General features: G+C 37.8%; 18 protein-coding genes. 7 read left to right on the top strand and 11 right to left on the bottom strand.

The features are described from left to right. Positions 1–123: 123 nt before the first annotated feature. The 4 genes from AACZ88_RS13755 to AACZ88_RS13740 form a co-directional block, all read right to left on the bottom strand. Positions 124–510 carry a hypothetical protein gene (locus tag AACZ88_RS13755; protein WP_339711362.1) on the bottom strand — a complete coding sequence of 129 codons (387 nt, stop codon included), beginning with the start codon at positions 508–510 and terminating at the stop codon, positions 124–126. Between the two features lie 115 nt (positions 511–625). Then, positions 626–1,066 carry a hypothetical protein gene (locus tag AACZ88_RS13750; protein WP_339711359.1) on the bottom strand — a complete coding sequence of 147 codons (441 nt, stop codon included), beginning with the start codon at positions 1,064–1,066 and terminating at the stop codon, positions 626–628. Between the two features lie 220 nt (positions 1,067–1,286). Then, positions 1,287–5,330 carry a two-component regulator propeller domain-containing protein gene (locus AACZ88_RS13745; RefSeq protein ID WP_339711357.1) on the bottom strand — a complete coding sequence of 1,348 codons (4,044 nt, stop codon included), beginning with the start codon at positions 5,328–5,330 and terminating at the stop codon, positions 1,287–1,289. Between the two features lie 824 nt (positions 5,331–6,154). Continuing rightward, complete coding sequence (locus tag AACZ88_RS13740; RefSeq protein WP_339711354.1) at positions 6,155–6,361, bottom strand: hypothetical protein; 207 nt, start codon at positions 6,359–6,361, stop codon at positions 6,155–6,157. Positions 6,362–6,746: 385 nt separating this feature from the next. On the opposite strand from AACZ88_RS13740, the gene AACZ88_RS13735 reads away from it, so the two are divergent. Both AACZ88_RS13735 and AACZ88_RS13730 read left to right on the top strand, forming a co-directional pair. After that, positions 6,747–7,481 carry a LytTR family DNA-binding domain-containing protein gene (locus AACZ88_RS13735; protein WP_339711352.1) on the top strand — a complete coding sequence of 245 codons (735 nt, stop codon included), beginning with the start codon at positions 6,747–6,749 and terminating at the stop codon, positions 7,479–7,481. 60 nt (positions 7,482–7,541) lie between these two features. After that, positions 7,542–9,449 carry a tetratricopeptide repeat protein gene (locus AACZ88_RS13730; RefSeq protein WP_339711349.1) on the top strand — a complete coding sequence of 636 codons (1,908 nt, stop codon included), beginning with the start codon at positions 7,542–7,544 and terminating at the stop codon, positions 9,447–9,449. Here the strand turns inward: AACZ88_RS13730 and AACZ88_RS13725 are convergent. Then, complete coding sequence (locus AACZ88_RS13725; protein WP_339711505.1) at positions 9,439–10,011, bottom strand: DUF3109 family protein; 573 nt, start codon at positions 10,009–10,011, stop codon at positions 9,439–9,441. The genes AACZ88_RS13730 and AACZ88_RS13725 overlap by 11 nt on opposite strands. 117 nt (positions 10,012–10,128) lie before the next feature. Here AACZ88_RS13725 and AACZ88_RS13720 point away from each other — a divergent pair, with 117 nt between their 5' ends. Together AACZ88_RS13720 and AACZ88_RS13715 are read left to right on the top strand one after the other, a co-directional pair. After that, positions 10,129–10,719, top strand: a complete 591-nt coding sequence (locus tag AACZ88_RS13720; protein ID WP_339711347.1) for a MarC family protein — start codon at positions 10,129–10,131, stop codon at positions 10,717–10,719. Positions 10,720–10,790: 71 nt separating this feature from the next. Next, on the top strand, positions 10,791–10,994 hold the full coding sequence (locus AACZ88_RS13715) for a hypothetical protein (protein WP_339711345.1): 204 nt from the start codon (positions 10,791–10,793) through the stop codon (positions 10,992–10,994). Between the two features lie 16 nt (positions 10,995–11,010). Here the strand turns inward: AACZ88_RS13715 and AACZ88_RS13710 are convergent, their stop codons facing one another. The 4 genes from AACZ88_RS13710 to AACZ88_RS13695 all read right to left on the bottom strand — a co-directional run bounded on the left by AACZ88_RS13710 (position 11,011) and on the right by AACZ88_RS13695 (position 15,118). Further along, a complete protein-coding gene (locus AACZ88_RS13710; protein WP_339711343.1) occupies positions 11,011–12,636 on the bottom strand; it encodes a S41 family peptidase in 1,626 nt (541 codons plus the stop codon). Between the two features lie 11 nt (positions 12,637–12,647). Beyond that, the gene (locus AACZ88_RS13705) at positions 12,648–13,088 is read right to left on the bottom strand and encodes a dCMP deaminase family protein (RefSeq protein ID WP_339711341.1); all 441 of its coding nucleotides are present in this window, start codon (positions 13,086–13,088) and stop codon (positions 12,648–12,650) included. A 93-nt stretch (positions 13,089–13,181) separates the two neighbouring features. Continuing rightward, a complete protein-coding gene (locus AACZ88_RS13700) occupies positions 13,182–13,766 on the bottom strand; it encodes a HupE/UreJ family protein (protein WP_339711339.1) in 585 nt (194 codons plus the stop codon). Between the two features lie 617 nt (positions 13,767–14,383). Next, positions 14,384–15,118: a TerB family tellurite resistance protein gene (locus AACZ88_RS13695; RefSeq protein ID WP_339711336.1), complete on the bottom strand. Its 735-nt coding sequence runs from the start codon at positions 15,116–15,118 to the stop codon at positions 14,384–14,386. 323 nt (positions 15,119–15,441) lie between these two features. On the opposite strand from AACZ88_RS13695, the gene AACZ88_RS13690 reads away from it, so the two are divergent. The 3 genes from AACZ88_RS13690 (at position 15,442) to AACZ88_RS13680 (ending at position 17,441) form a co-directional block, all read left to right on the top strand. Continuing rightward, positions 15,442–15,852 (top strand): BrxA/BrxB family bacilliredoxin, encoded by a 411-nt coding sequence (locus AACZ88_RS13690; protein WP_339711334.1) that lies wholly within the window; start codon positions 15,442–15,444, stop codon positions 15,850–15,852. A 186-nt stretch (positions 15,853–16,038) separates the two neighbouring features. Then, the gene (locus AACZ88_RS13685) at positions 16,039–16,773 is read left to right on the top strand and encodes a lysophospholipid acyltransferase family protein (RefSeq protein WP_339711331.1); all 735 of its coding nucleotides are present in this window, start codon (positions 16,039–16,041) and stop codon (positions 16,771–16,773) included. Next, a complete protein-coding gene (locus tag AACZ88_RS13680; RefSeq protein ID WP_339711328.1) occupies positions 16,770–17,441 on the top strand; it encodes an HD domain-containing protein in 672 nt (223 codons plus the stop codon). The genes AACZ88_RS13685 and AACZ88_RS13680 overlap by 4 nt, the downstream gene beginning before the upstream one ends. Positions 17,442–17,609: 168 nt before the next feature. Here the strand turns inward: AACZ88_RS13680 and AACZ88_RS13675 are convergent, their stop codons facing one another. Both AACZ88_RS13675 and AACZ88_RS13670 read right to left on the bottom strand, forming a co-directional pair. Beyond that, a complete protein-coding gene (locus AACZ88_RS13675; RefSeq protein ID WP_339711325.1) occupies positions 17,610–18,176 on the bottom strand; it encodes a porin family protein in 567 nt (188 codons plus the stop codon). A gap of 111 nt (positions 18,177–18,287) precedes the next feature. Next, positions 18,288–19,538, bottom strand: a complete 1,251-nt coding sequence (locus AACZ88_RS13670) for a sigma-70 family RNA polymerase sigma factor (RefSeq protein WP_339711322.1) — start codon at positions 19,536–19,538, stop codon at positions 18,288–18,290. Between the last annotated feature and the right edge of the window lie 25 nt (positions 19,539–19,563).

Genomic DNA, 19,563 nt, shown 5'->3' with positions numbered 1-19,563 from the left:
ATAGTTTGCCGATAATGCGGCGACAATAAGAAATATGGCCAAAATAAAAATACTCAGAAAAACCATATTGATACTTCGTTCAATTTTTTTACTTGTCATTTTAATCATTTTTTCAAATCTTTTTTAGTACGTTTTCAGCATTATTTCTCCTTTTTTCCTTGAAATTATGCGTGCGGTCTTGTTACCTAGCTTAATCTTATCACCCAAACCAACTTCTTCCCCTGCCAAAAAAGGTTCTTCTTGAAAAACTTGCCGGTTTGTATAAATGACCACCTCAGTATCTTTCTCAGGTTTAAGTCCATAATCGTTCAAAGTGTAGTTCCCTCTTAAAAGACCTATGTAGAACCTACTATTCGGAAAAGCCGATTCAACTTGTTGTCTTTTCAGTTTTTCAAAGGAGTTGAACAAAACGATATGGGTTGTTGTCTTTGTATTGATATTGACGACCAATATCACCTTAGTTTCTTTGGTACTATGTGTCTGTGCCCCTAATACTAAACAGTTGCCCATAAAAACAATAAGCAAAAAATACCTAAGCTTTTCCATCAATTTATTCTCAGTAATTCATGCATTGTTGTTATATATTTTTTAGCAGTTTTCGAAGCCATGATCGTTCAATTTCTCACTACCCTTCCCCGTAAAGCGACTCACAATCTGTTTCATCAATTTGTCTTTTAAGGTCTGCCCGTAGCTTTTCCACATTTTTTCTGTGTTCCTGGTTTCGTTGATTATTACGGTCGACACAATAATCGTCTAAAATATGATTTACATTATCCAACTTCTCTCGATATAATTCCGTAGCCTGAAGATCCGCCTTACATTTTTCATAAGATTGCTGATTGCCCTCAGAATCAGGCATCAACTTTTGGTTATTATATTCTTCTCTTAGCTCTCGCATATATTGAGGAATCGTCTTGTTGGAGAACCCACAGGTTTCACCTGTATTCTCTTTTATTCGTTCTCTAATATCATCTCCTAAATCTTCACATGAACCCAATAGTTGAACAATACATACTACTGTCAGCACATACATTACTTTCATACCTTTATTACGTTTATACTTCAATTTTGACTGGTTTTAGGGTAGCTATGGTCAACTACAGAGTTTTTAACGGTATTGGGTAAACAAGACATCTTTCTGTTGATTTTTCAATTGATATTTTAAACACAGAAAAGGGCCAAAACTACTACCCACTCGATAAATCAAAGCTATTGAAGCTAGTACAAAACGAATATTACATATGTAACAATCTATGCAATAAATGTAACACAGCAGGCAATGGCATTTATTTAGAGGATTGAAGGTATTCGGAAGGTGTTTTTTTATATGTTTCCTTGAAGCATTTGATAAAATAGGATGGTGTATTGAAGCCCACCGTATAAGCCACCTCGTTAACTGTAATGTCTGAAGTTTTTAGAATTTGTGCAGCCTGCTTCAATCGTTGCGAGCGAATAAACTCGGTAGTACTCAGATCGGTGTAAGCTTGTAATTTACGGTGCAATTGCATGCGGCTCATCCCTATACGTTCACAAAACACGGCCGCATTGAAACCTGCGTCGGATAAATGTTCATCTAAAATATCCTGTACCCGCTTTAAAAAAATCTCATCTGTGGGCGTAATCGCGATATCCTTGGCTTCGAGCACCAACTCTTGGCTGTAACGGCTTCGAAGATTTTTTCTAGTTGTTATAAAATTTGCCACGCGTGTTTCAAGAATATTCAACTTGAAGGGTTTGGTTATAAAATCATCAGCCCCGGAACGCAGCCCTCTTAGTTCATTTTCTTCGCTTATGCCTGCCGTCAGCAAAATAATGGGAATATGACTCGTACGTTCGTCGGTCTTTAGCTTGTTACACAATTCTATACCATCACAAATAGGCATACGTACATCGCTAATGATAAGGTCGGGCACAATCTCCAAAGCTTTTTCGATGCCTTTTTGTCCGTTGGCCGCTTCGTACAGCTTATACTTTGTGCGCCAAACTGATTTAAGAAATTCGCGAATCTCTTTCTTATCCTCGACAATCAAAAGTATCGGCCGATCTTCTTCTTTTTGCCTTATCTCCGAGGTTTTAGCACTGGAAGTGATAACATCAAACGACTTATCGTGTTCCTCTGAGTTTATTTCACAAAAGTCGTCATCTCCAAAAGCTTCTTTTTCAATTGGTAAACCTATTAGAAAGTGAATAAGGTTGTCGCTCTCGATACTTACCGATGTCCGTCCATGGTATAACTGTACCAGTTCCTTCACCAATGAAAGTCCTATTCCTGCCCCTTCGGCATAGGCATCTTGTTGGTAAAAACGTGTGAACAACTTATCTACATCAATAATTGAATGCATTTTTACAGTGTTCTTGACACTAATCATCACATTTCCATCTGACCGTATGGCTTTAAAGTGGCACTCGCCTCCTTGAAGTCCATACTTAAAAGCATTTGAAAGCAAATTGGAAACGATTTTCTCCAGCGCATCTTCATCGAACCAAGCTACTTCCAAATTTTCAATAGTTATGGTATATGTGATATCACTCTGTTGTGCTTTGTATTCAAAAGAAGTGGCTATCATTCCCAAAAAAAGGCCGAGATTGCCCCTGTCAACCCTCAACTTTAATTTGCCCTTCTCAAGCTTTGCCAAATGTAGCAGTTGATCTACCAAGGATATTAAGCGTTTGGTATTGCGTTTGATCATTGAAAAGATTAGGAAATCGTCATGGGATAAATTTCCCGCTGCCATTTTCTGATCTACGGGGGCAGAAATTAATGTCAAGGGCGTACGAAATTCATGAGAAATATCGGTATATAGTTTTGATTTAAAATCATTTAAGTTTTTAAGTCTTTGGGTTTCCAATTCCTTTCGCTCAAGGTCTACTTTCAATTTCCATCTCCAAACTAAATAGCGATATATACCAAAAATCAACCCTAAGAATACTAGCGAGTATGCAATTTTCGCCAATAAACTTAAATACCAAGGAGGTGTTATCAAAAAGCTATAGGTTGCAGGGTGCTCGTTCCAAACCCCATCGTAATTGCTACTTTTTACGAGAAATTCATAATCTCCAGGAGGCAACTGCGTATACCGTGCAAAATTTGTGTTGCCCGAATAGACCCAGTCTTTATCATAGTTCAATAATTTATACTGATACTGATTTTTTTCGGGCAAGGAGTATTGCATACTTGAAAAACTAAAGGTCAATGTGTTCTGATCGTGTCTCAGTTCATTATTTCTTTGGAGAGGATAGGGTTTGTTCAGCACATCTAATCGGGTAATGGTCGTTTTGGGAAGGATATTGTTCTCTCTAATCTCATCGGGTTTAAACCAATAGAACCCATCTAACCCTCCAAAGTAAAGCGTGCCATTTGTGTGTTTATAATAGGCTCCGGTATTGAATTCAGTGGCAAGCCCATCATAATTAGTATAATTTACAATTTGCGGCTTTAGTTTCAAGTTGTCACCTGGTGTAAACCTTGTAATTCCTTTATTGGAACTCAACCATAGGTTACCTTCACTATCTGGTAAAATGGCGTAGATGACGTTATTGGCCAACCCATCTTGCACATTATAATTATAGAATTCTTGACTTTTGGTATCAAAAGCGTCCAACCCGCTACCGTTTGTTCCAATCCACAAAATACCGTTCGGTGCAAAATATAAGGTTTTCAGGCTATTGCTTGACAACGTATTATTGGCTGAATCATTAACGTGGTGGGTGAAAGTGTTCGTGCGAAGATTCAAGTGAACAATTCCGTCGGCATCGGTAGCCATCCACAAATTGCCGTTATCATCTTCTGTAATTGCCCTTATATTGTTGCTAGAGAGCCCTTTGCCATCATCGGAATCATACTTGAATGCAAGTATTTCTCCTTTTTCTTTATTGAATTGTACCAGACCCTGCTCACGTGTACCCAGCCAATATCTATTCTTACCATCTTTATATATGGCCCAGATGGTGTTTGCCGATAAGCTAGGTTCACTTGTAGATGAAAAATGCGTGAATTGTCCGTCATTGTCCATAATATTAAGTCCGCCGCCCTGTGTGCCGATCCAAAGGTTACCCTCGGCATCGCTATGCAACGCCATAATTCTATTGGAGGAAATAGTATTGGTGTCATTTGTTTCAGCTATAAATGTCTGCCAACTGTTGGACGCCGATTGATATTGGGTCAGTCCCTTTCCCGATGTGCCGATCCATACATTTTCGTCCTTATCCAAAGTAATGGCACGCACCACGTCGATACTTATACGTTCTGGCGTCTGAAAATTGGTAAACGAATTGAACTTTTCAAGATACTCGTCATAATAACTTAGCCCGCTACCATCGGTACCGTACCATAAGGTTCCGGAATAATCTTCATATATACAGAGGATATCGTCATAATGCAAGGCCTGAGGATTGTGTTTTTCGGAACTAAAATGTTGAATTTTTTCCTGATCGAAATTTATCATATACAGTCCTCGACCGTAGGTGGCGATCCATAACCGATTTCGAGCATCTATATGCAAATCGATAATATTGAGATTTTGAGGTAGGGGGTCGGTAAAATTCAGATCTGAAATACGCCGAAGACCATTGCCGCCAATATTTCCAAAATACAACCCGTCGCCATAGGTACCAATCCACTCCCTACCTGTTTTGTCCAACACAATATCACTAAAATTTACGGCAATGGTATCTCCATAGAGGGTTGTAGGTTCAATATATTCCGTTTTTAAGGTAATTGGATCAAATGCGATGATTTTCTTCTCGGTAGTAATTAAAAGTTTCCCATCGGGATGTTGCACAATATTAAAAACAGTGGTGTTGAGTTGTTCTGAAGACAATATTTGCTCTACCTTATGCTCAGAAATCCCCTTTACATCAGATTTTATTCGAAATAATCCGTTTTTGTAAGTGCCGACCCAATAGTCAAATTTGTCATCTTGAAAGACGGTGCTAGCATCATTGATTTCTTGAATGTGTTCGAAAATTTGCTTTGTCGGTTTGAATTTTCGGAGTGTGCGATCCATAGGAATTATCCAAACCCCTCCACGTCTATCAGTATAAACTTTGCCGAGATTACTGTAATCAGGTTTGGTAATATCTACAAAAGTGTAGGGGAAAGTGGTAAATGACCGACCGTCATACCGGTTAAGTCCATCTTGGGTAGCAATCCATAAATACCCTATGCTATCTTGAGAAACAGATATAGCGCTATTTTGGGAAAGCCCATCTTTTATTGACAATTGCCTAAAAGTAATTTGGGATTGTGAAAAAAGGTGGCAACTGCCTATAAAGATTAAGGCAAAACCCATCATTTTTGAAAAGCCAACTACAGTTTTCCTTTTTTTCATAGCCGTTCAGAGCGTTTTGCTCATTTTCTAGATATGAGCTGAATTATGACAAATTTTCCGATAACCGAAAAAAAATAACATAAAAAAAGCCAGAAAATATGATTTCCGGCTTATAAAATAAACAATTCAAAATTAATTATGATACCGCCAAACCGTACGGCCCCTCCGATGTATCAAAATTGATTCATGCTACAGTTGTCGTTGACTTAGGTAGTTCCCCCGAAACCTAGTTGTCAAACACTACACATAACCAACTAGTTGGCTAAGCATTCAAGCTGCAACAGTTCATCAGATAGGCTGTCTATAAACACTAACATGCTCTTTTTTCAACATGTGTCCCAAGAGCCGTACCTTTTGGAATGGCAGTTTCATAAAATAATTATCATTTCACTATATATTTTTCGATTAAAGAATGCCTTCAACACTCCCATTTGTTTACCCATCCAATAAAATCATCTAACATTTATCATAACGCAATACCGTTTCAGATGTTCAACGTACAAACCTTTGCGACCGCTACTGCAGCCTTAAATACTATCACTCTCACACGACTTAAACAGCATTAAAAGCCGATATCCTCCATATTAATCCTTCTCACACCAGAAAACTATCTAAACCGGCGCACAATTATCAGGTCAGCCTACCATTCCCAAGAGAAATTTTAATTACAAAAACACCAATCACAATCTACCTTTCACACTATAGACTTACTTTAAAGATAACGAATTAACTTACAAAGTTTTTATTTTCAATGCTTTAATTTAAAAACAGTCATAATTTCAAAAAACCAACATCAACAACTATAATAGGCACTTACACTTTACTTATTGATTGTCGACAACATGCACATATGAGGAAACTTGTTGTTCAAAACTGGTTGATACTGTTTTTTGTTCGGCCAAATCCCTTACTTGAACGTTATCGTGAACGACTAAATCTTGACCATTGTTATTTTTTCTTTCTGGTTCAATATAAATTGTAATAACCAAGGCCGCTATGAACAGTACAAACATTACTACACATTTTTTCATGACTTCGGAATTAGTTTCTATAACTCGTATTTTTAATTTTCATATATACGGGGAACCCGAAATTCTGCATGTTTAATCTATTTTAATCTTGCCCTAAAGTATATGAAGCATAGCCACGTCGAAAGCCATATTGTATAAATGGTAAGGTATTCTGTATAATCGGTAAACACCCCGTAATTAATACTAAACTTATGGTTCTACCTATATTATTTGTGAGCAATTGGCGAACCCCAACCCCGATTTAGCATAATTTCATACCGATTGTACTCAAATTATATCCATCGGTACATCTTTTCTCGAAAATTGCATACTTAACTTTATATTTGGGTAACTTACAGAATCTCATAATTGCATTAACCACAACCCTTTTTTACACCTATATATTATGTTGGAAGCCGTAATAGTCGATGACGAAATAAAAGCCCTACAGAGCCTCTCTTGGGAACTCACCAATTTCAGCAATGAAATTAAGGTGAATGCATCCTTTACAGATCCAATAGAGGCGTTGGATTACCTAGACTGTAATACTCCCGACTGTTTGTTTCTTGACATTGAAATGCCTACAATGGATGGTTTTCAATTCATACAAAAATTAAAGAACAAGAATTTCCCCGTGGTTATAACCACTGCATACAACCAGTACGCCATTAAGGCCCTTAAGAACGAGGCCATTGATTATCTACTTAAACCAATAGATACGGATGACTTGAAAGACACCATTGTAAAAATTAAAAAATTCAATGCCAAAAACTTCACAGCAGAAAGATTGGAAAAAATACTTCTGAATTTTAATTCAAATTCCGTGCACAAGAAGATAACACTCAATACAGATGGAAAGTTGATGTTCTTGGAAAGTGATGAGATACTGTACGCCGAATCTGATGGAAATTATAGCACGATATTTCTTTCCGATGGACAAAAAATAGTTTTGACCAAAAAATTAAAGGAAGTAAATGAGCTGCTCCCCCAGGATTCTTTTTTTCGCATCCACAATTCCTATATCATCAATTTAAATAAAATAAAGGAATTCCTTAAAACTGATGGTTACGTCGTATTAAAGTCGAATCATAAAATACCGGTTTCTAGACAAAAGAAATCAGATTTTCTTGACATGTTATAGGTCATTTCTATGCTGTCAACTACCCTACATATATATTGGAAAAAGGCTTTGACCTCAATTATGTGGGATAGACGAATTATTTTAATACTTTTTTGCCTTTTTTCCTTGAGTTCTTTTTCTCAGACTATCCCCACAAGTTTTAAAACAGCGGTCGATAGTCTTATTTCGTCAAAACCCAAAACTTATTTTGGAATCGACGAAGCCATTGGGTCAAATGTCTACGACACCCTTCTTATGAGGTATTTTGCCGATGTTTCGGGCAAAAAAAAATACTTGTATGGGCAAACGTATGCGCTGAACCAAATGGGAAGACGCTATCGAAATATCTCACAGTTCAATAAAGCGCTGATCCTTCACGAAAAAGCCCTTGAAATTGCAAAAACAGCCAACAGCCTCGAATTTGAAGTCTATAGCCTCAATATGATAGGTGTGGTCTATCGTAAAATCGACGCAATAAAATCGGCGCTTGACTATACTCAAAAGGCATTGGAGTTAGCCGATAGCGTTAAAAACCCGTCTAAAGGAATCAAGAAAAGCATTACCGTGTCATTGAACAACATCGGCAATATTTATCAGACCTTGGAACAGTACGACCTTGCGGTGGAAAAATTCCGGCAATCATTGAAAATCGAAGAAGAACTGGGGAGTAAGTTGGGCATGGCCATTAATAACCAAAATATTGGCGAATGTCTAGAAGCGCAAGGAAATCTAAATGAGGCACTTCAAAAATACAAACTGTCTTTGGCTTATAATGAGGAAATAGATTCTGAAATGGGCCGCATTATCTGCAAAAACAGCATTTCTAAGGTATTTATAAAACAAGATAGATCAGAAGAAGCCTTACAGCTACTTGATACGGCATTAACCGTAGCGAAAGAGTTAAAAAATCAAGAGATAATATCGAGCACTTACGTTAATTTAGGTTGGGGACTGATGCAATTAAAACGTCACGACGAAGCAGAAGAAAATCTAAAGGAGGGCTTGCATCTGGCCATGAATTACAACTTACCAAGTACCATTTCACAGGCCAATCAGCTCTTATCGGAACTGGCCGTTCGGAAAGAAGACTATAAAAGTGCTATGGAATATTATAAAAAAGCCAGGCATTTTGATGATGAAATTTCGAACGACCGTAACATTCGGTATGTTTATGACATACTGCTCCGTTATAATACAGATAAACAAAGTCAGGGCTATAAAGAGGAACTTCGAAAAACGAATCAAAAAACCAATACGATTTTGTTGATTACCGGTATTGCCTTGGCACTGTTAGCAGGAATTTTTTATATTCTTTACCGGCAGTATCAGCTCAAAAATGAAAAAAAATTATTGACCTTGGAACAAAGTATGCTCCGCAGTCAGATGAATCCTCATTTTCTGTTCAATTCTTTGAATTCCATCAAATTGTACATCATCAACAATGAACAGAAGAATGCAGTACATTACCTCAACAAGTTTTCAAAATTGGTTCGTAAAATACTAGAAGCATCCTCTTTAAGAGAAATACCCTTGGCCGAAGAGCTGGAAACGGTGGAGTTGTATATGAATATCGAAAATATTCGTTTTTCGAATGAAATCAATTTTACAATTACGGTAGCCGATAATATCAACGTGCATCAGGTAAAAATTCCTTCTTTGATCCTCCAACCCTTTCTGGAGAACGCCCTATGGCATGGTCTCTCGTCTAAAAATGATGAAAAGAAAATAGAACTAAATATTACAAAAGATGACAAGGGCTTTATGCATATCAGTATTATAGATAATGGTGTTGGGCGTCACGCAGCCGAAAAAATAAAAGAAAGCAAGGTGCTCAAAAGAAAATCGGTAGGCATTGCCATTACCAAAGAAAGATTGGCGAATTTTTCAAAGGATTACCAAAATTCATTTGATATTGAAATTGTTGATCTTTACCATGAAGACAATACCGCAGCAGGCACGCAAGTAATACTGCACATTCCTACGATCTAGTGTATTCTTGGGCCACCTGCTCCAATTCAGCATACCATTTTGTACCGAATTTTCGTATTAAGGCTTCCTTGACAAACTTATAAATAGGCACTTTCAATTCTTCACCAAGAGCACAAGCGGGGTCACAAATTTCCCATTTATGATAATTAACGGCGGTTAGCTCCGTATATTCTCTCACTCGTATTGGATACAAATGACATGAGACCGGTTTTTTCCATTTAGTCGCTCCCTGTATATATGCCTCCTCCAAACCACATTTCGTAATTCCGCTTTCAGAAAATGTAACAAAAGCGCATTCGCTACCGTTCACTAACGGAGTTTCCCATTCTCCATCATCTCCTTTTACAAAACACCCTTGTTCATCAATTGCAGCAATACCTTCAGGGCGTAAAAAAGGCTTTACCTTACTATAAATATCTACAAGTATCTCGGTTTCTTTATCTTCCAACGGTGCTCCTGCTTCTCCATCTATACAACAGGCCCCTTTACATGCATTAAGATTGCACACAAAATCTTGCTCAATAATTTCTTCTGATACTATAGTTTTTCCTAACTGAAACATCTCATTCGAATCTGGGGTCAAAGATAGTTTTTCCAATGTACTTTTTATATAATAAATCTATGTAACTAACTAGAAATCCGCATAGGAAAATGTAGCTTTGCCGAAAATTTCAAAGCCATGTCGTTAAATTTGAGTTTTGACATCAGGGAAATAACTACTGCAACAATGGTACTTTTTGCAGTAATTGATATTTTGGGAAGTATTCCAATAATCATTGGTCTTCGCAATAAAGTGGGGCACATACAATCTGAAAAGGCATCGGTCGTAGCCGCCATTATTATGGTTGCTTTTCTATTTGTAGGGGATGAAATTCTAAACCTTATCGGAATCGATGTGAATTCTTTTGCCGTTGCCGGGGCCTTTATAATTTTCTTTTTGGCTATCGAAATGATTTTAGGGATTTCATTATATCATGATGACGAACCCGAGAGCGCTTCAATAGTACCAATTGCATTCCCATTAATAGCAGGAGCCGGAACACTTACTTCATTACTATCGCTCAGAGCCGAATACGACGTTGAAAATATCATCGTGGCCATTGTAATCAATACGGTTTTTGTCTACCTTGTTTTAAAGTCATCACGGCGTATTGAAAAGGTGCTGGGTAAAAGTGGTGTAAATATTATTAGAAAGATATTTGGTGTAATTTTAATGGCGATAGCGGTAAAATTGTTTACAGCGAACATCAATGAACTGTTCAACTCTTAACTTATTAAAATGCCTTCATGTTTTCGTTAACCGCAGACAGCGCAAAGCTAAACCTAATTATTTTATAAAAAATGAACAAGACTTTAACAATCATACTAATTACATTGGCCGTTTTACTGATAGGTTATAATGTAACCTTGGTTAATTACGAAAATCCGTTGGAAGGGAATAGTGTCATTGCCTTAATTGGCATTGTAGCTTCGTTATGTGCCATTGTACTTCTACTCATTTATCTTACTTCAAAGAAAATACAGAAGAAAATAGAGGAAGATTAGATTACGCATCGGCGAATCAGTGGTTTACCGCACCAATACGATCGATTTCTTTTTGTGCCTCGGCAGTGGGCATATCTATTTCGAGCACTTGCTGGAGCATTGCATCTGCATTGCTTCTAATTTTAGCGCTAAGGTTGGGACCGTATAGTTGTTCGGCCAAGGCTGCTTTCAAATAAAGTTTAATGCGGCCCTCGAAATCATAGAAATTCATTTTAAGCCTTTGGGAAACCAAATAATCAAGAAATTGTTCGAAAAGAATATCATCTACTCTAAATTCACTAGCAAACTCTTCGCGGGACACCCCCTCATAACTTGATCGATTTTTATCAAGATGTTCAAAAACAAAATACGAGAACAAACTTTCGATACTTTCAAGTACCTCTTCTTCGTTAGTACCGATAGGCACAAATACATCAGGAATAATACCGCCACCTCCATAGACCACCTTACCTTTAGGTGTGGTAAACTTAAGTGAATCAGCTACTTTTATACTATCAACAGACACCAATTCTCCACTGTGATATCTATCTATAAATTTCTGATAATAGTCTTTGTTGCCCCCATCATAAGACTTTTGAATAGAACGTCCGGTTGGCGTGTAATATCGTGATACGGTCAATCGCACTGCCGAACCATCACCCAGATCCATCTCACGCTGAACAAGACCTTTCCCAAAAGAACGACGTCCTACAATTGTACCCACATCATTATCTTGCAACGCCCCGGCAATAATTTCACTGGCAGAGGCAGAACGTTCATTAATTAGCACATAAACCGGTTTGTCTTTAAAATCACCGTTATCGGTGGCATAAATTTTATCAACCTTTCCCTTTTTGTTTTTAGTAAACAAAATGAGCTTACCTTCCTCCAAGAATTCATCGGCCATTTGTTCGGCAATACCTAAGTAGCCTCCAGGATTATCTCTGAGATCTAACGTAAGTTTCTTGGCCCCCTGCTTTCGCAACGCTTTAAGGGTCTTCTTAAACTCCTTAAAAGTTGATTCCGCGAAACGATTCACCTTAAGGTATCCCATTTCAGGAGTCAGCATATAATAGGCCTCCACACTTTTTAGGGGCACAACATCACGTTTTACGGTTACGTTAAATATTCTGTCCTCTGTTTTTCGGTAGACCCTTAAGTTTACCGGTGCTCCTTGTTTACCTTTGAGTCTATTTATAATTGCTTCATCCGATATGTTTTTTCCGTATAAGGTGTCATCGTCAGCCATTAGAATACGATCACCTGCCTTAATACCGTTCAAAAAACTTGGCCCATTTTCAATCGTTCTTATTACAGAAATGGTATCCTTGTAAGGATAAAAATTAATGCCAATTCCTACGAAATCACCTTTCATATTCTCTGACACCTTGCCCATCTCTTTTTTTGGAATATACACGGAATGTGGGTCTAATTTTTCCAAAATATTGTTCACGGTAACATCGACTATACTATCTGTATCAATTTCGTCTACATATTCATAATCGATGTAATCAATAAGCCGATTTAACTTATCTTTATTTGAATTCGAACTAAAAAGTCTTTCAGTAGAATCGGAAAAATGAAGCTTGCCACCTACAAAGATACCCAATGCCAGCGTGGCAGCTATTACGGTCGGCCATATGTAGGTATATTTCTTTTTCATTTCTAAGGTTTTTAGATTACGGTTTCCGTAATCACTGGCAAATGTACCAACTCAACTCCGGCCTTACTTAGAAATTGTAATCCAGAATCATCTTTGTACGCTTTCTGATACACTACACGTTTTATGCCAGACTGATGAATTAATTTACTGCACTCACGACAAGGAGATAAGGTAATATACAATGTAGCTTCTTCACATGACTGTGTCGAAGCGGCTACTTTACTGATAGCATTGGCCTCGGCATGTAAAACATACCATTTGGTATACCCCTCCTCATCCTCACAAACATTCTCGAAACCAGTAGGCGTACCATTGTATCCGTCAGATATAATCATACGATCTTTAACTATAATAGCTCCCACTTGTTTCCGTCTACAATAAGACAGTTTGCCCCATTCCTCAGCCATTCGTAAATAGGCCCTATCATATTTTTCTTGCTTGATTTTTTTCATGCTCGAGACAACTGATTAAAACGTAACGAACTACTAAGATACCGGCTTTTAAAACACTCGCAATTTTACCCGGCTAATTTTTAGTCAAAAATGTTACCATGGGAACGCAGTAATGAGCATCGGTATTGTAATAATTGCCACCAAAATCGATGCCATCCTAACAAAACGGGTATTATCGACCCTAAAGACATCTTGAACGATGTAAGCAATCAATAAAACCATTAGTATTATAAATACTTGGGAAAATTCAATACCCAATGCAAAACCGAAAAGGGGCATCAATTTTTGTTCTTCCCCTGCCATAAGCATGTTAAAATAATTAGAAAAACCAAAACCGTGTATCAACCCAAAAAAGGCGGTAACCAATATGTGTAGGTATAAGCCTAAAGATGTCAAACCATCATTTATACTGAATTTATTAAAAAACACGGTCAAAATAATAGTTACCGGAATCAAGAATTCAATTAGACCGACATCAACCCTAAAAACATCATATACCGACAACAATAGTGAAGCGCAATGAGCTATTGTAAATACGGTTGCCAATAAAACCACCTTTTTCCATTCCTTAAAGGTAAAGGGTATGGCAAGGGCCGTCAAAAAAAGAATGTGGTCATAAGCTCCCAAATCCAGCACATGTTCAAGGCCGAGTTTTATGTAGAACCATGTATCATCCATAATAAAAAATTAACCAAACGCAAACATACGATAATTCTTTAAGGTGTGCTGAATTTAACCGCATCAAAACAGCACACCCATCACAACTTTAAGGATTTCAAAGTGTTAAGAATATATTAGCAATATCATGCTAAACATTTTTTTTAAACACTTCAATGATTGCATTTGTTTATATTTTAAAAAATGCAATGATAATATATGCACTCTTTGTAGCCCTGTTAACACTACAATTAGAACGTCTAAAGAGTTAAGCTAAGTGGAACGGTAAAAAACCCAAACAATCAACCAGTATCTTTTGCTATAATTGTGCTAGAAGGGATCACCAAACGACTTTCGTCACCGAAGAGAGGACTTTCAAGCCCAAAATATTCCCTCTGAAAATAACACCTTCAAAGTCACCTCTGTAGGACACGAAACACTACTCCGGAAACTACAACGCGACAAGATCGAAACTCTTGTATTAAGTTTGAAATTGAAATAAGGTTTCGAACTAAGACCAAGTGAAGTGGAGGTCTTCGGCAATCGCCACGAACACCCTGACCAAACAGAAGCGCTGACCAGATTACCATTTGTTTCTTGCCAACAGATTTAGGGTATGTCAATAAATAAGAAACCCGTTAATTGATGCCTCGCTCTTTTTGAATGGTTTCATAAGCCAGCTGTACTTCTTTAAACTTCTCTTCCGCACCTTTTTTAATAGCTTCGTTTTCAGTATTTACGCGGTCGGGGTGATACTTTTTGGCCATCGTACGATACGCTTTTTTAACCTCTTCATTAGACGCCGATTTTTCAATTTCCAAAATCTTATAAGAGTTATCGGCCGACTTGATGAACATGGCCATTATACTTTCAAAATCGCGCAATGCAACGCGCAAGTATCCCGCAATCTCACGAATTTTATCTACCTCTAGCTTGCTTACCGAACCATCGGCTTGGGCAATACCGAACAAGAAATGCAACAATTGCAAACGTACCTCGTAACGTGTACGTTGGTTTAGAAATGTACATATCCGCTGAGCTGAAATCTCGTGTTTTTTATTGATTTCATTGAAAGTTCGAAAAATAGCGTTTGCCTTATCTTTGCCATAGGTACCCACAAAATATTGCCGTACATAGTCCATTTCACGTTGACTGACCTGTCCGTCGGCCTTGATTACTATGGAACAGAGTGACAGCAGATTCAATTCAAAATCAGCCGGCGATACGCTTTGTCGCGTCATATCACTGAAAACGGTTTTTGCACGACCACCTCCACTCAGGTTGTCAACAAAACTACCTACCAGAAATCCTAGAATTGCACCAGGAAAGCGAAAAAGATAATATCCTAAGATGGCAGCAAACCATTTAACCATGAATTGTTTGATTTTTGGCAAAGATATGACTTTGCAGGAAAAGAAGTGTGCGTTGTTTAAGTCATAGGAGAGATGTCTTCCTAATTTTACCTTACCCTCAGTGATATATATATCAAAAGAACACCTTAAATTATTATAGGGCCGATACTTTTCAAACCAAAAAGCTATTTGCCCTTAATCACTCTTTATGATCATTAATCCTTTCAGTACAAGAAGCCTAGGGTTTCTGCCAGGTAGTTTTTAATGAAAAGTTAAGGTCTACCTACTTAATGCGACAGATGTAGTATCTTTGACAACCCACAAATAATATAAACAGAAAGATTATGTATCCCGAAGAATTAGTAAAACCAATGAGAAACGATTTGGCTTCTGCTGGATTTGAAGAATTATATACAGCCGAAGCAGTCGAAAAAGCAATCAATCAAGAAGGCACAACACTTGTTGTGGTAAATTCAGTATGTGGTTGTGCTGCCGCCAATGCAAGACCTGCTGCTAAACTCAGTCTTCATAATGACAAAACTCCAAACCATGCCGTAACTGTTTTTGCCGGGGTAGATACTGAAGCTGTCAATGCCGCCCGTAACCTTATGGTCCCTTTTCCCCCGTCATCACCTAGTATGGCATTGTTCAAAAACGGTGAATTGGTGCATATGATCGAAAGACATCATATTGAAGGCCGTCCCGCAGAACTTATTGCTGAAAATTTGATCGAGGCCTACAACGAGTTCTGCTAATAATCTTTACCAAAAAACATTTTTTATAAGTGCCCATCTAAAAAGTCTTTGAAAACGTTTTTACGAAGAAGAAATAAACATACAAGTTACTGAATATCAGTATCTACATTACTTCATCTCTATTTTTCAGGATTCGTAATTAAGTATGGGTTAGGCTTTTTAGATGGGCTCTTGTATTTTTGTGCCATGCAAAAGTTACTCGCATATCCTTTGTCGGTCATCTATTTATTTTTCTTTGCTCTGACACTTTTGGTCTTTCACCCCATACAGTGGTGCTGCCATCGAATTTTTGGATACGAGGCACATAAAAAAAGTGTTAGCCTTATGAATTTGTGCTTGATACGTTGCACACATGTTTTAGGCACTACCTATTCTTTCTCCAATTCATATACTATTCCTACGGATCGCCCTTTGATTATTGTACCTAACCATCAAAGTATGCACGACATCTCACCTATCAGCTGGTATATGCGCAAGCACCATCCGAAATTTGTAAGCAAAGTAGAGTTAGGACGTGGTATACCGAGCGTTTCCTATAACCTTCGACATGGTGGCTCGGTACTTATCGACCGAAAAGATAGCAAACAAGCCCTTCGGGAAATTGCCAAATTGGGAAAATATATAGCCGAACACAACCGAGGAGCCGTAATTTTCCCTGAAGGTACCCGAAGTCGTGATGGCCACCCTAAAAAATTTCAACCTACTGGCCTAAAATTGTTATTGAAAAATGCTCCCAATGCTTTAATAGTACCCATCAGCATCAATAATTCATGGAAAATGCTTAAATATGGCAAATTTCCTTATGGCATCGGCAATCACATTTCCTTTCAAGTTCATCTGCCTTTAGAAAATAATGGTGATTTTGATCTACTAATAAGCGAAGTGGAGGAAAAAGTAATTTCAGGAATTCACAATACATGAATAATACAGAAATTGTAGAACAAACCATTGCCTTTGTCAAAGAAACGTTACAAGGTGCAGAAGGAGGTCATGATTGGTTTCATATTCAGCGGGTGTTCAATAATACCCTGCTTATCGCCAAAGATGAAAAAGTAGATGTCTTAACCGTTAGTCTAGCGGCCCTATTGCACGATATTGCCGACGCTAAATTTCATAATGGTGATGAGACCATTGGCCCCAAGCTTGCCAACGACTTCTTGAGCGCCCTGAGCGTCGACGTAAAGACGGTTCAACACGTTATAAAAATCATTGAGAACATCTCATTCAAGAACAGCCTTGAACAAGCGCAGGATAGTCAATTTAGCTCTTTAGAGTTACAGGTAGTTCAAGATGCCGATCGTTTAGATGCCATGGGAGCTATCGGAATTGCCCGTGCATTTAATTATGGAGGCTTTAAAAACCGGGAACTATACAATCCAAGTATTGCCCCAAAATTAAAGCAAACAAAAGAAAATTATAAGAAGTCGAACGCTCCTACTATCAATCATTTTTATGAAAAGCTTTTGCTCTTAAAGGATAAAATGAATACTGAAACCGGTAAAAAATTGGCTGAAGAACGCCATCATTTCATGTTAGCATATTTAGAGCAATTCTATAAGGAATGGAACCCATTGGGAATAAAAGGTTGAAATACGACTTTTACCTTAGGAAGCTATTAAGATGAATTGTTCATGAATACCCGAAAATAATAGAGACCAATTTAAGCATCTCATCGAAATCATGGAACACCACAACATCTACCTTAAATTGGCCTCAATAATCGCTCTTCTAAAGGGTCTGCTATGAATTATAAGCTTCTAAAACGAATACCCGGCAAAAATCTGAAACACATTGTTTTGATTACTACCATCAATATTAGAATCGCTATTTATATTCAATATTCCCTTATTATAGCGCAAACCAACAGAAACATTATCGTTCAAGCGATATGAAGCACCTATGGCAAAGGCTACATCCAATTTTGAAAAACGACTGTTCTCCACTTCTTCGTTCGTAGAAATCAAATACCCTACTAATGGACCGGCTTCGGCACTCAACCCCTTAAGAATATGATATTTTCCCAGAATTGGCAAATTGATATAGTCTAATTTTAGATTCCCATCCGAAGAATTAAAATTCCATTTGCTGCCCTGCGATGAATATAGTAATTCGGGTTGAATCGAGAATTTCTCAGAAACAGGAACTTCGGCCACACCCCCCAGATGAAAACCGACTTTAGAACCAAAACCACCCAGGCCTACATAAGAATTACCCCCTATAGAAGCTACATTGATTCCTCCCTTTACTCCAAAATTAAAATCTTGTGCTTCAGCGGTAAGAAGCGTTAAATAAAATACTGTTGCAAAAAATAATGATTTTCTCATGATCATAAGTTTAAATTTATAACCATTAGTTCCATCAAAATTAAAAGGTAAACATGGCAAGCCCACCAATACGATATAATAGGACCAAAAATTTCGAAAACACCTAATGTATCACCCCATTGTCTTCAACTTTTCAGAAAGATATAGTTTTTCTTTTGTATTGGTTGTCAAAGAGATGGCCATTTGCAATGCCAACTTCGACTCTTTAGTAAGGTTCAAATCGAGTAAAAGAGTAGACTTAATCCCATAGAAAAGGGCATTTTTCAAAAAATAGTCACTCTTTTCAAAATCATGAAGCACCCCCAAGGCTTTCTGCGCTCCGTGTATTTTATAGTAGGGTACTATACTGTTCAACTGCACGATAGGTGAGTACTGCTTAGATAACTGTAGCTTATACAACCTCAAAATACTTTTCCAATCGGTTTTCTCAAAATTGCCGGCAGTACAATGGTAATACGATATTGCCGCCTGTAAATGGTAATTTGAAGGTTCACTATCAACAGCTGCCTTTTCTAAATGGTGTATCCCGATTTTAATCAGATCTTGATTATACAAACTCCTATCTTGATGTTCTAAATCTACCATATTACCCTTCTGATCCACCCTAGCTTCGAACCTAGCCGTATGTAGGCACATAAGCGCCAACAATGCATGAACTTCCGGTTGATTTGAATATTTATTCTGCGACAGCAATAAAGCCAGACGAATGGCTTCGAGACAGATGTCTTTCTTGATTAATGTCTCTCCGAAACTTGTGGAGTACCCCTCGGAGAAAAGCAGATAGATAATTTTTAAGACGATGGCCAATCGCGACCTAAGAGCCAACTCCAAGGGAATATCCAAAGTTTTTACATGTGCCTTCAATCGTTTTTTTGCCCTAGTAAATGATTTGGCGATTGTCTCCTCCTTTTTAAAGAGGGCCATGGCTATTTCTCTATTTCCAAAACCACCGATCAATTTTAAACTGAGAACTATCTGATACTCTTGCGAAAGTGAAGGGTGACAACATGCAAAGATCATTTTCAACTGACTATCGTTGATGCTCTCGTTCAAACAGACCTCTTCTTGCGCAGACCGTTCCGTATTAAAAATTGAGGCATCATAACTTTGAACCACTTTCTTATCTCTTCGAAGCGTGTCGATCAGATGATTATTGGCGACACGTAACAACCAGGAAGTGGGGTTTTTCGGAGGTGTTTCATAGCCCCAAACCTGCATTGCCTTAAGCAAAGCCTCTTGTACGGCATCTTCAATTCTTTCTAAATGTGTTGGACCGAATTTATGCACCAGAAAAGAAACTATCTTACCATAGCCATGTCTAAAGACATGTTCGACCAGCTGTTCATTTTTTGTTTCCTCCATAAGATAAAATTAAAAAGCCCGATAC

It is taken from the genome of uncultured Kriegella sp. (assembly GCF_963975415.1).
Classification (GTDB): Bacteria; Bacteroidota; Bacteroidia; order Flavobacteriales; family Flavobacteriaceae; genus Kriegella.
This window is presented reverse-complemented; position numbering and strand designations above follow the sequence as displayed.

Coding starts and splice junctions, on each gene's coding strand:
- AACZ88_RS13755 (WP_339711362.1), bottom strand. CDS start 510: ATGGGCAACTGTTTAGTATTAGGGGCACAGACACATAGTACCAAAGAA.
- AACZ88_RS13745 (WP_339711357.1), bottom strand. CDS start 5,330: ATGAAAAAAAGGAAAACTGTAGTTGGCTTTTCAAAAATGATGGGTTTT.
- AACZ88_RS13740 (WP_339711354.1), bottom strand. CDS start 6,361: ATGAAAAAATGTGTAGTAATGTTTGTACTGTTCATAGCGGCCTTGGTT.
- AACZ88_RS13735 (WP_339711352.1), top strand. CDS start 6,747: ATGTTGGAAGCCGTAATAGTCGATGACGAAATAAAAGCCCTACAGAGC.
- AACZ88_RS13730 (WP_339711349.1), top strand. CDS start 7,542: ATGTGGGATAGACGAATTATTTTAATACTTTTTTGCCTTTTTTCCTTG.
- AACZ88_RS13725 (WP_339711505.1), bottom strand. CDS start 10,011: ATGTTTCAGTTAGGAAAAACTATAGTATCAGAAGAAATTATTGAGCAA.
- AACZ88_RS13720 (WP_339711347.1), top strand. CDS start 10,129: ATGTCGTTAAATTTGAGTTTTGACATCAGGGAAATAACTACTGCAACA.
- AACZ88_RS13715 (WP_339711345.1), top strand. CDS start 10,791: ATGAACAAGACTTTAACAATCATACTAATTACATTGGCCGTTTTACTG.
- AACZ88_RS13710 (WP_339711343.1), bottom strand. CDS start 12,636: ATGAAAAAGAAATATACCTACATATGGCCGACCGTAATAGCTGCCACG.
- AACZ88_RS13705 (WP_339711341.1), bottom strand. CDS start 13,088: ATGAAAAAAATCAAGCAAGAAAAATATGATAGGGCCTATTTACGAATG.
- AACZ88_RS13700 (WP_339711339.1), bottom strand. CDS start 13,766: ATGGATGATACATGGTTCTACATAAAACTCGGCCTTGAACATGTGCTG.
- AACZ88_RS13695 (WP_339711336.1), bottom strand. CDS start 15,118: ATGGTTAAATGGTTTGCTGCCATCTTAGGATATTATCTTTTTCGCTTT.
- AACZ88_RS13690 (WP_339711334.1), top strand. CDS start 15,442: ATGTATCCCGAAGAATTAGTAAAACCAATGAGAAACGATTTGGCTTCT.
- AACZ88_RS13685 (WP_339711331.1), top strand. CDS start 16,039: ATGCAAAAGTTACTCGCATATCCTTTGTCGGTCATCTATTTATTTTTC.
- AACZ88_RS13680 (WP_339711328.1), top strand. CDS start 16,770: ATGAATAATACAGAAATTGTAGAACAAACCATTGCCTTTGTCAAAGAA.
- AACZ88_RS13675 (WP_339711325.1), bottom strand. CDS start 18,176: ATGAGAAAATCATTATTTTTTGCAACAGTATTTTATTTAACGCTTCTT.
- AACZ88_RS13670 (WP_339711322.1), bottom strand. CDS start 19,538: ATGGAGGAAACAAAAAATGAACAGCTGGTCGAACATGTCTTTAGACAT.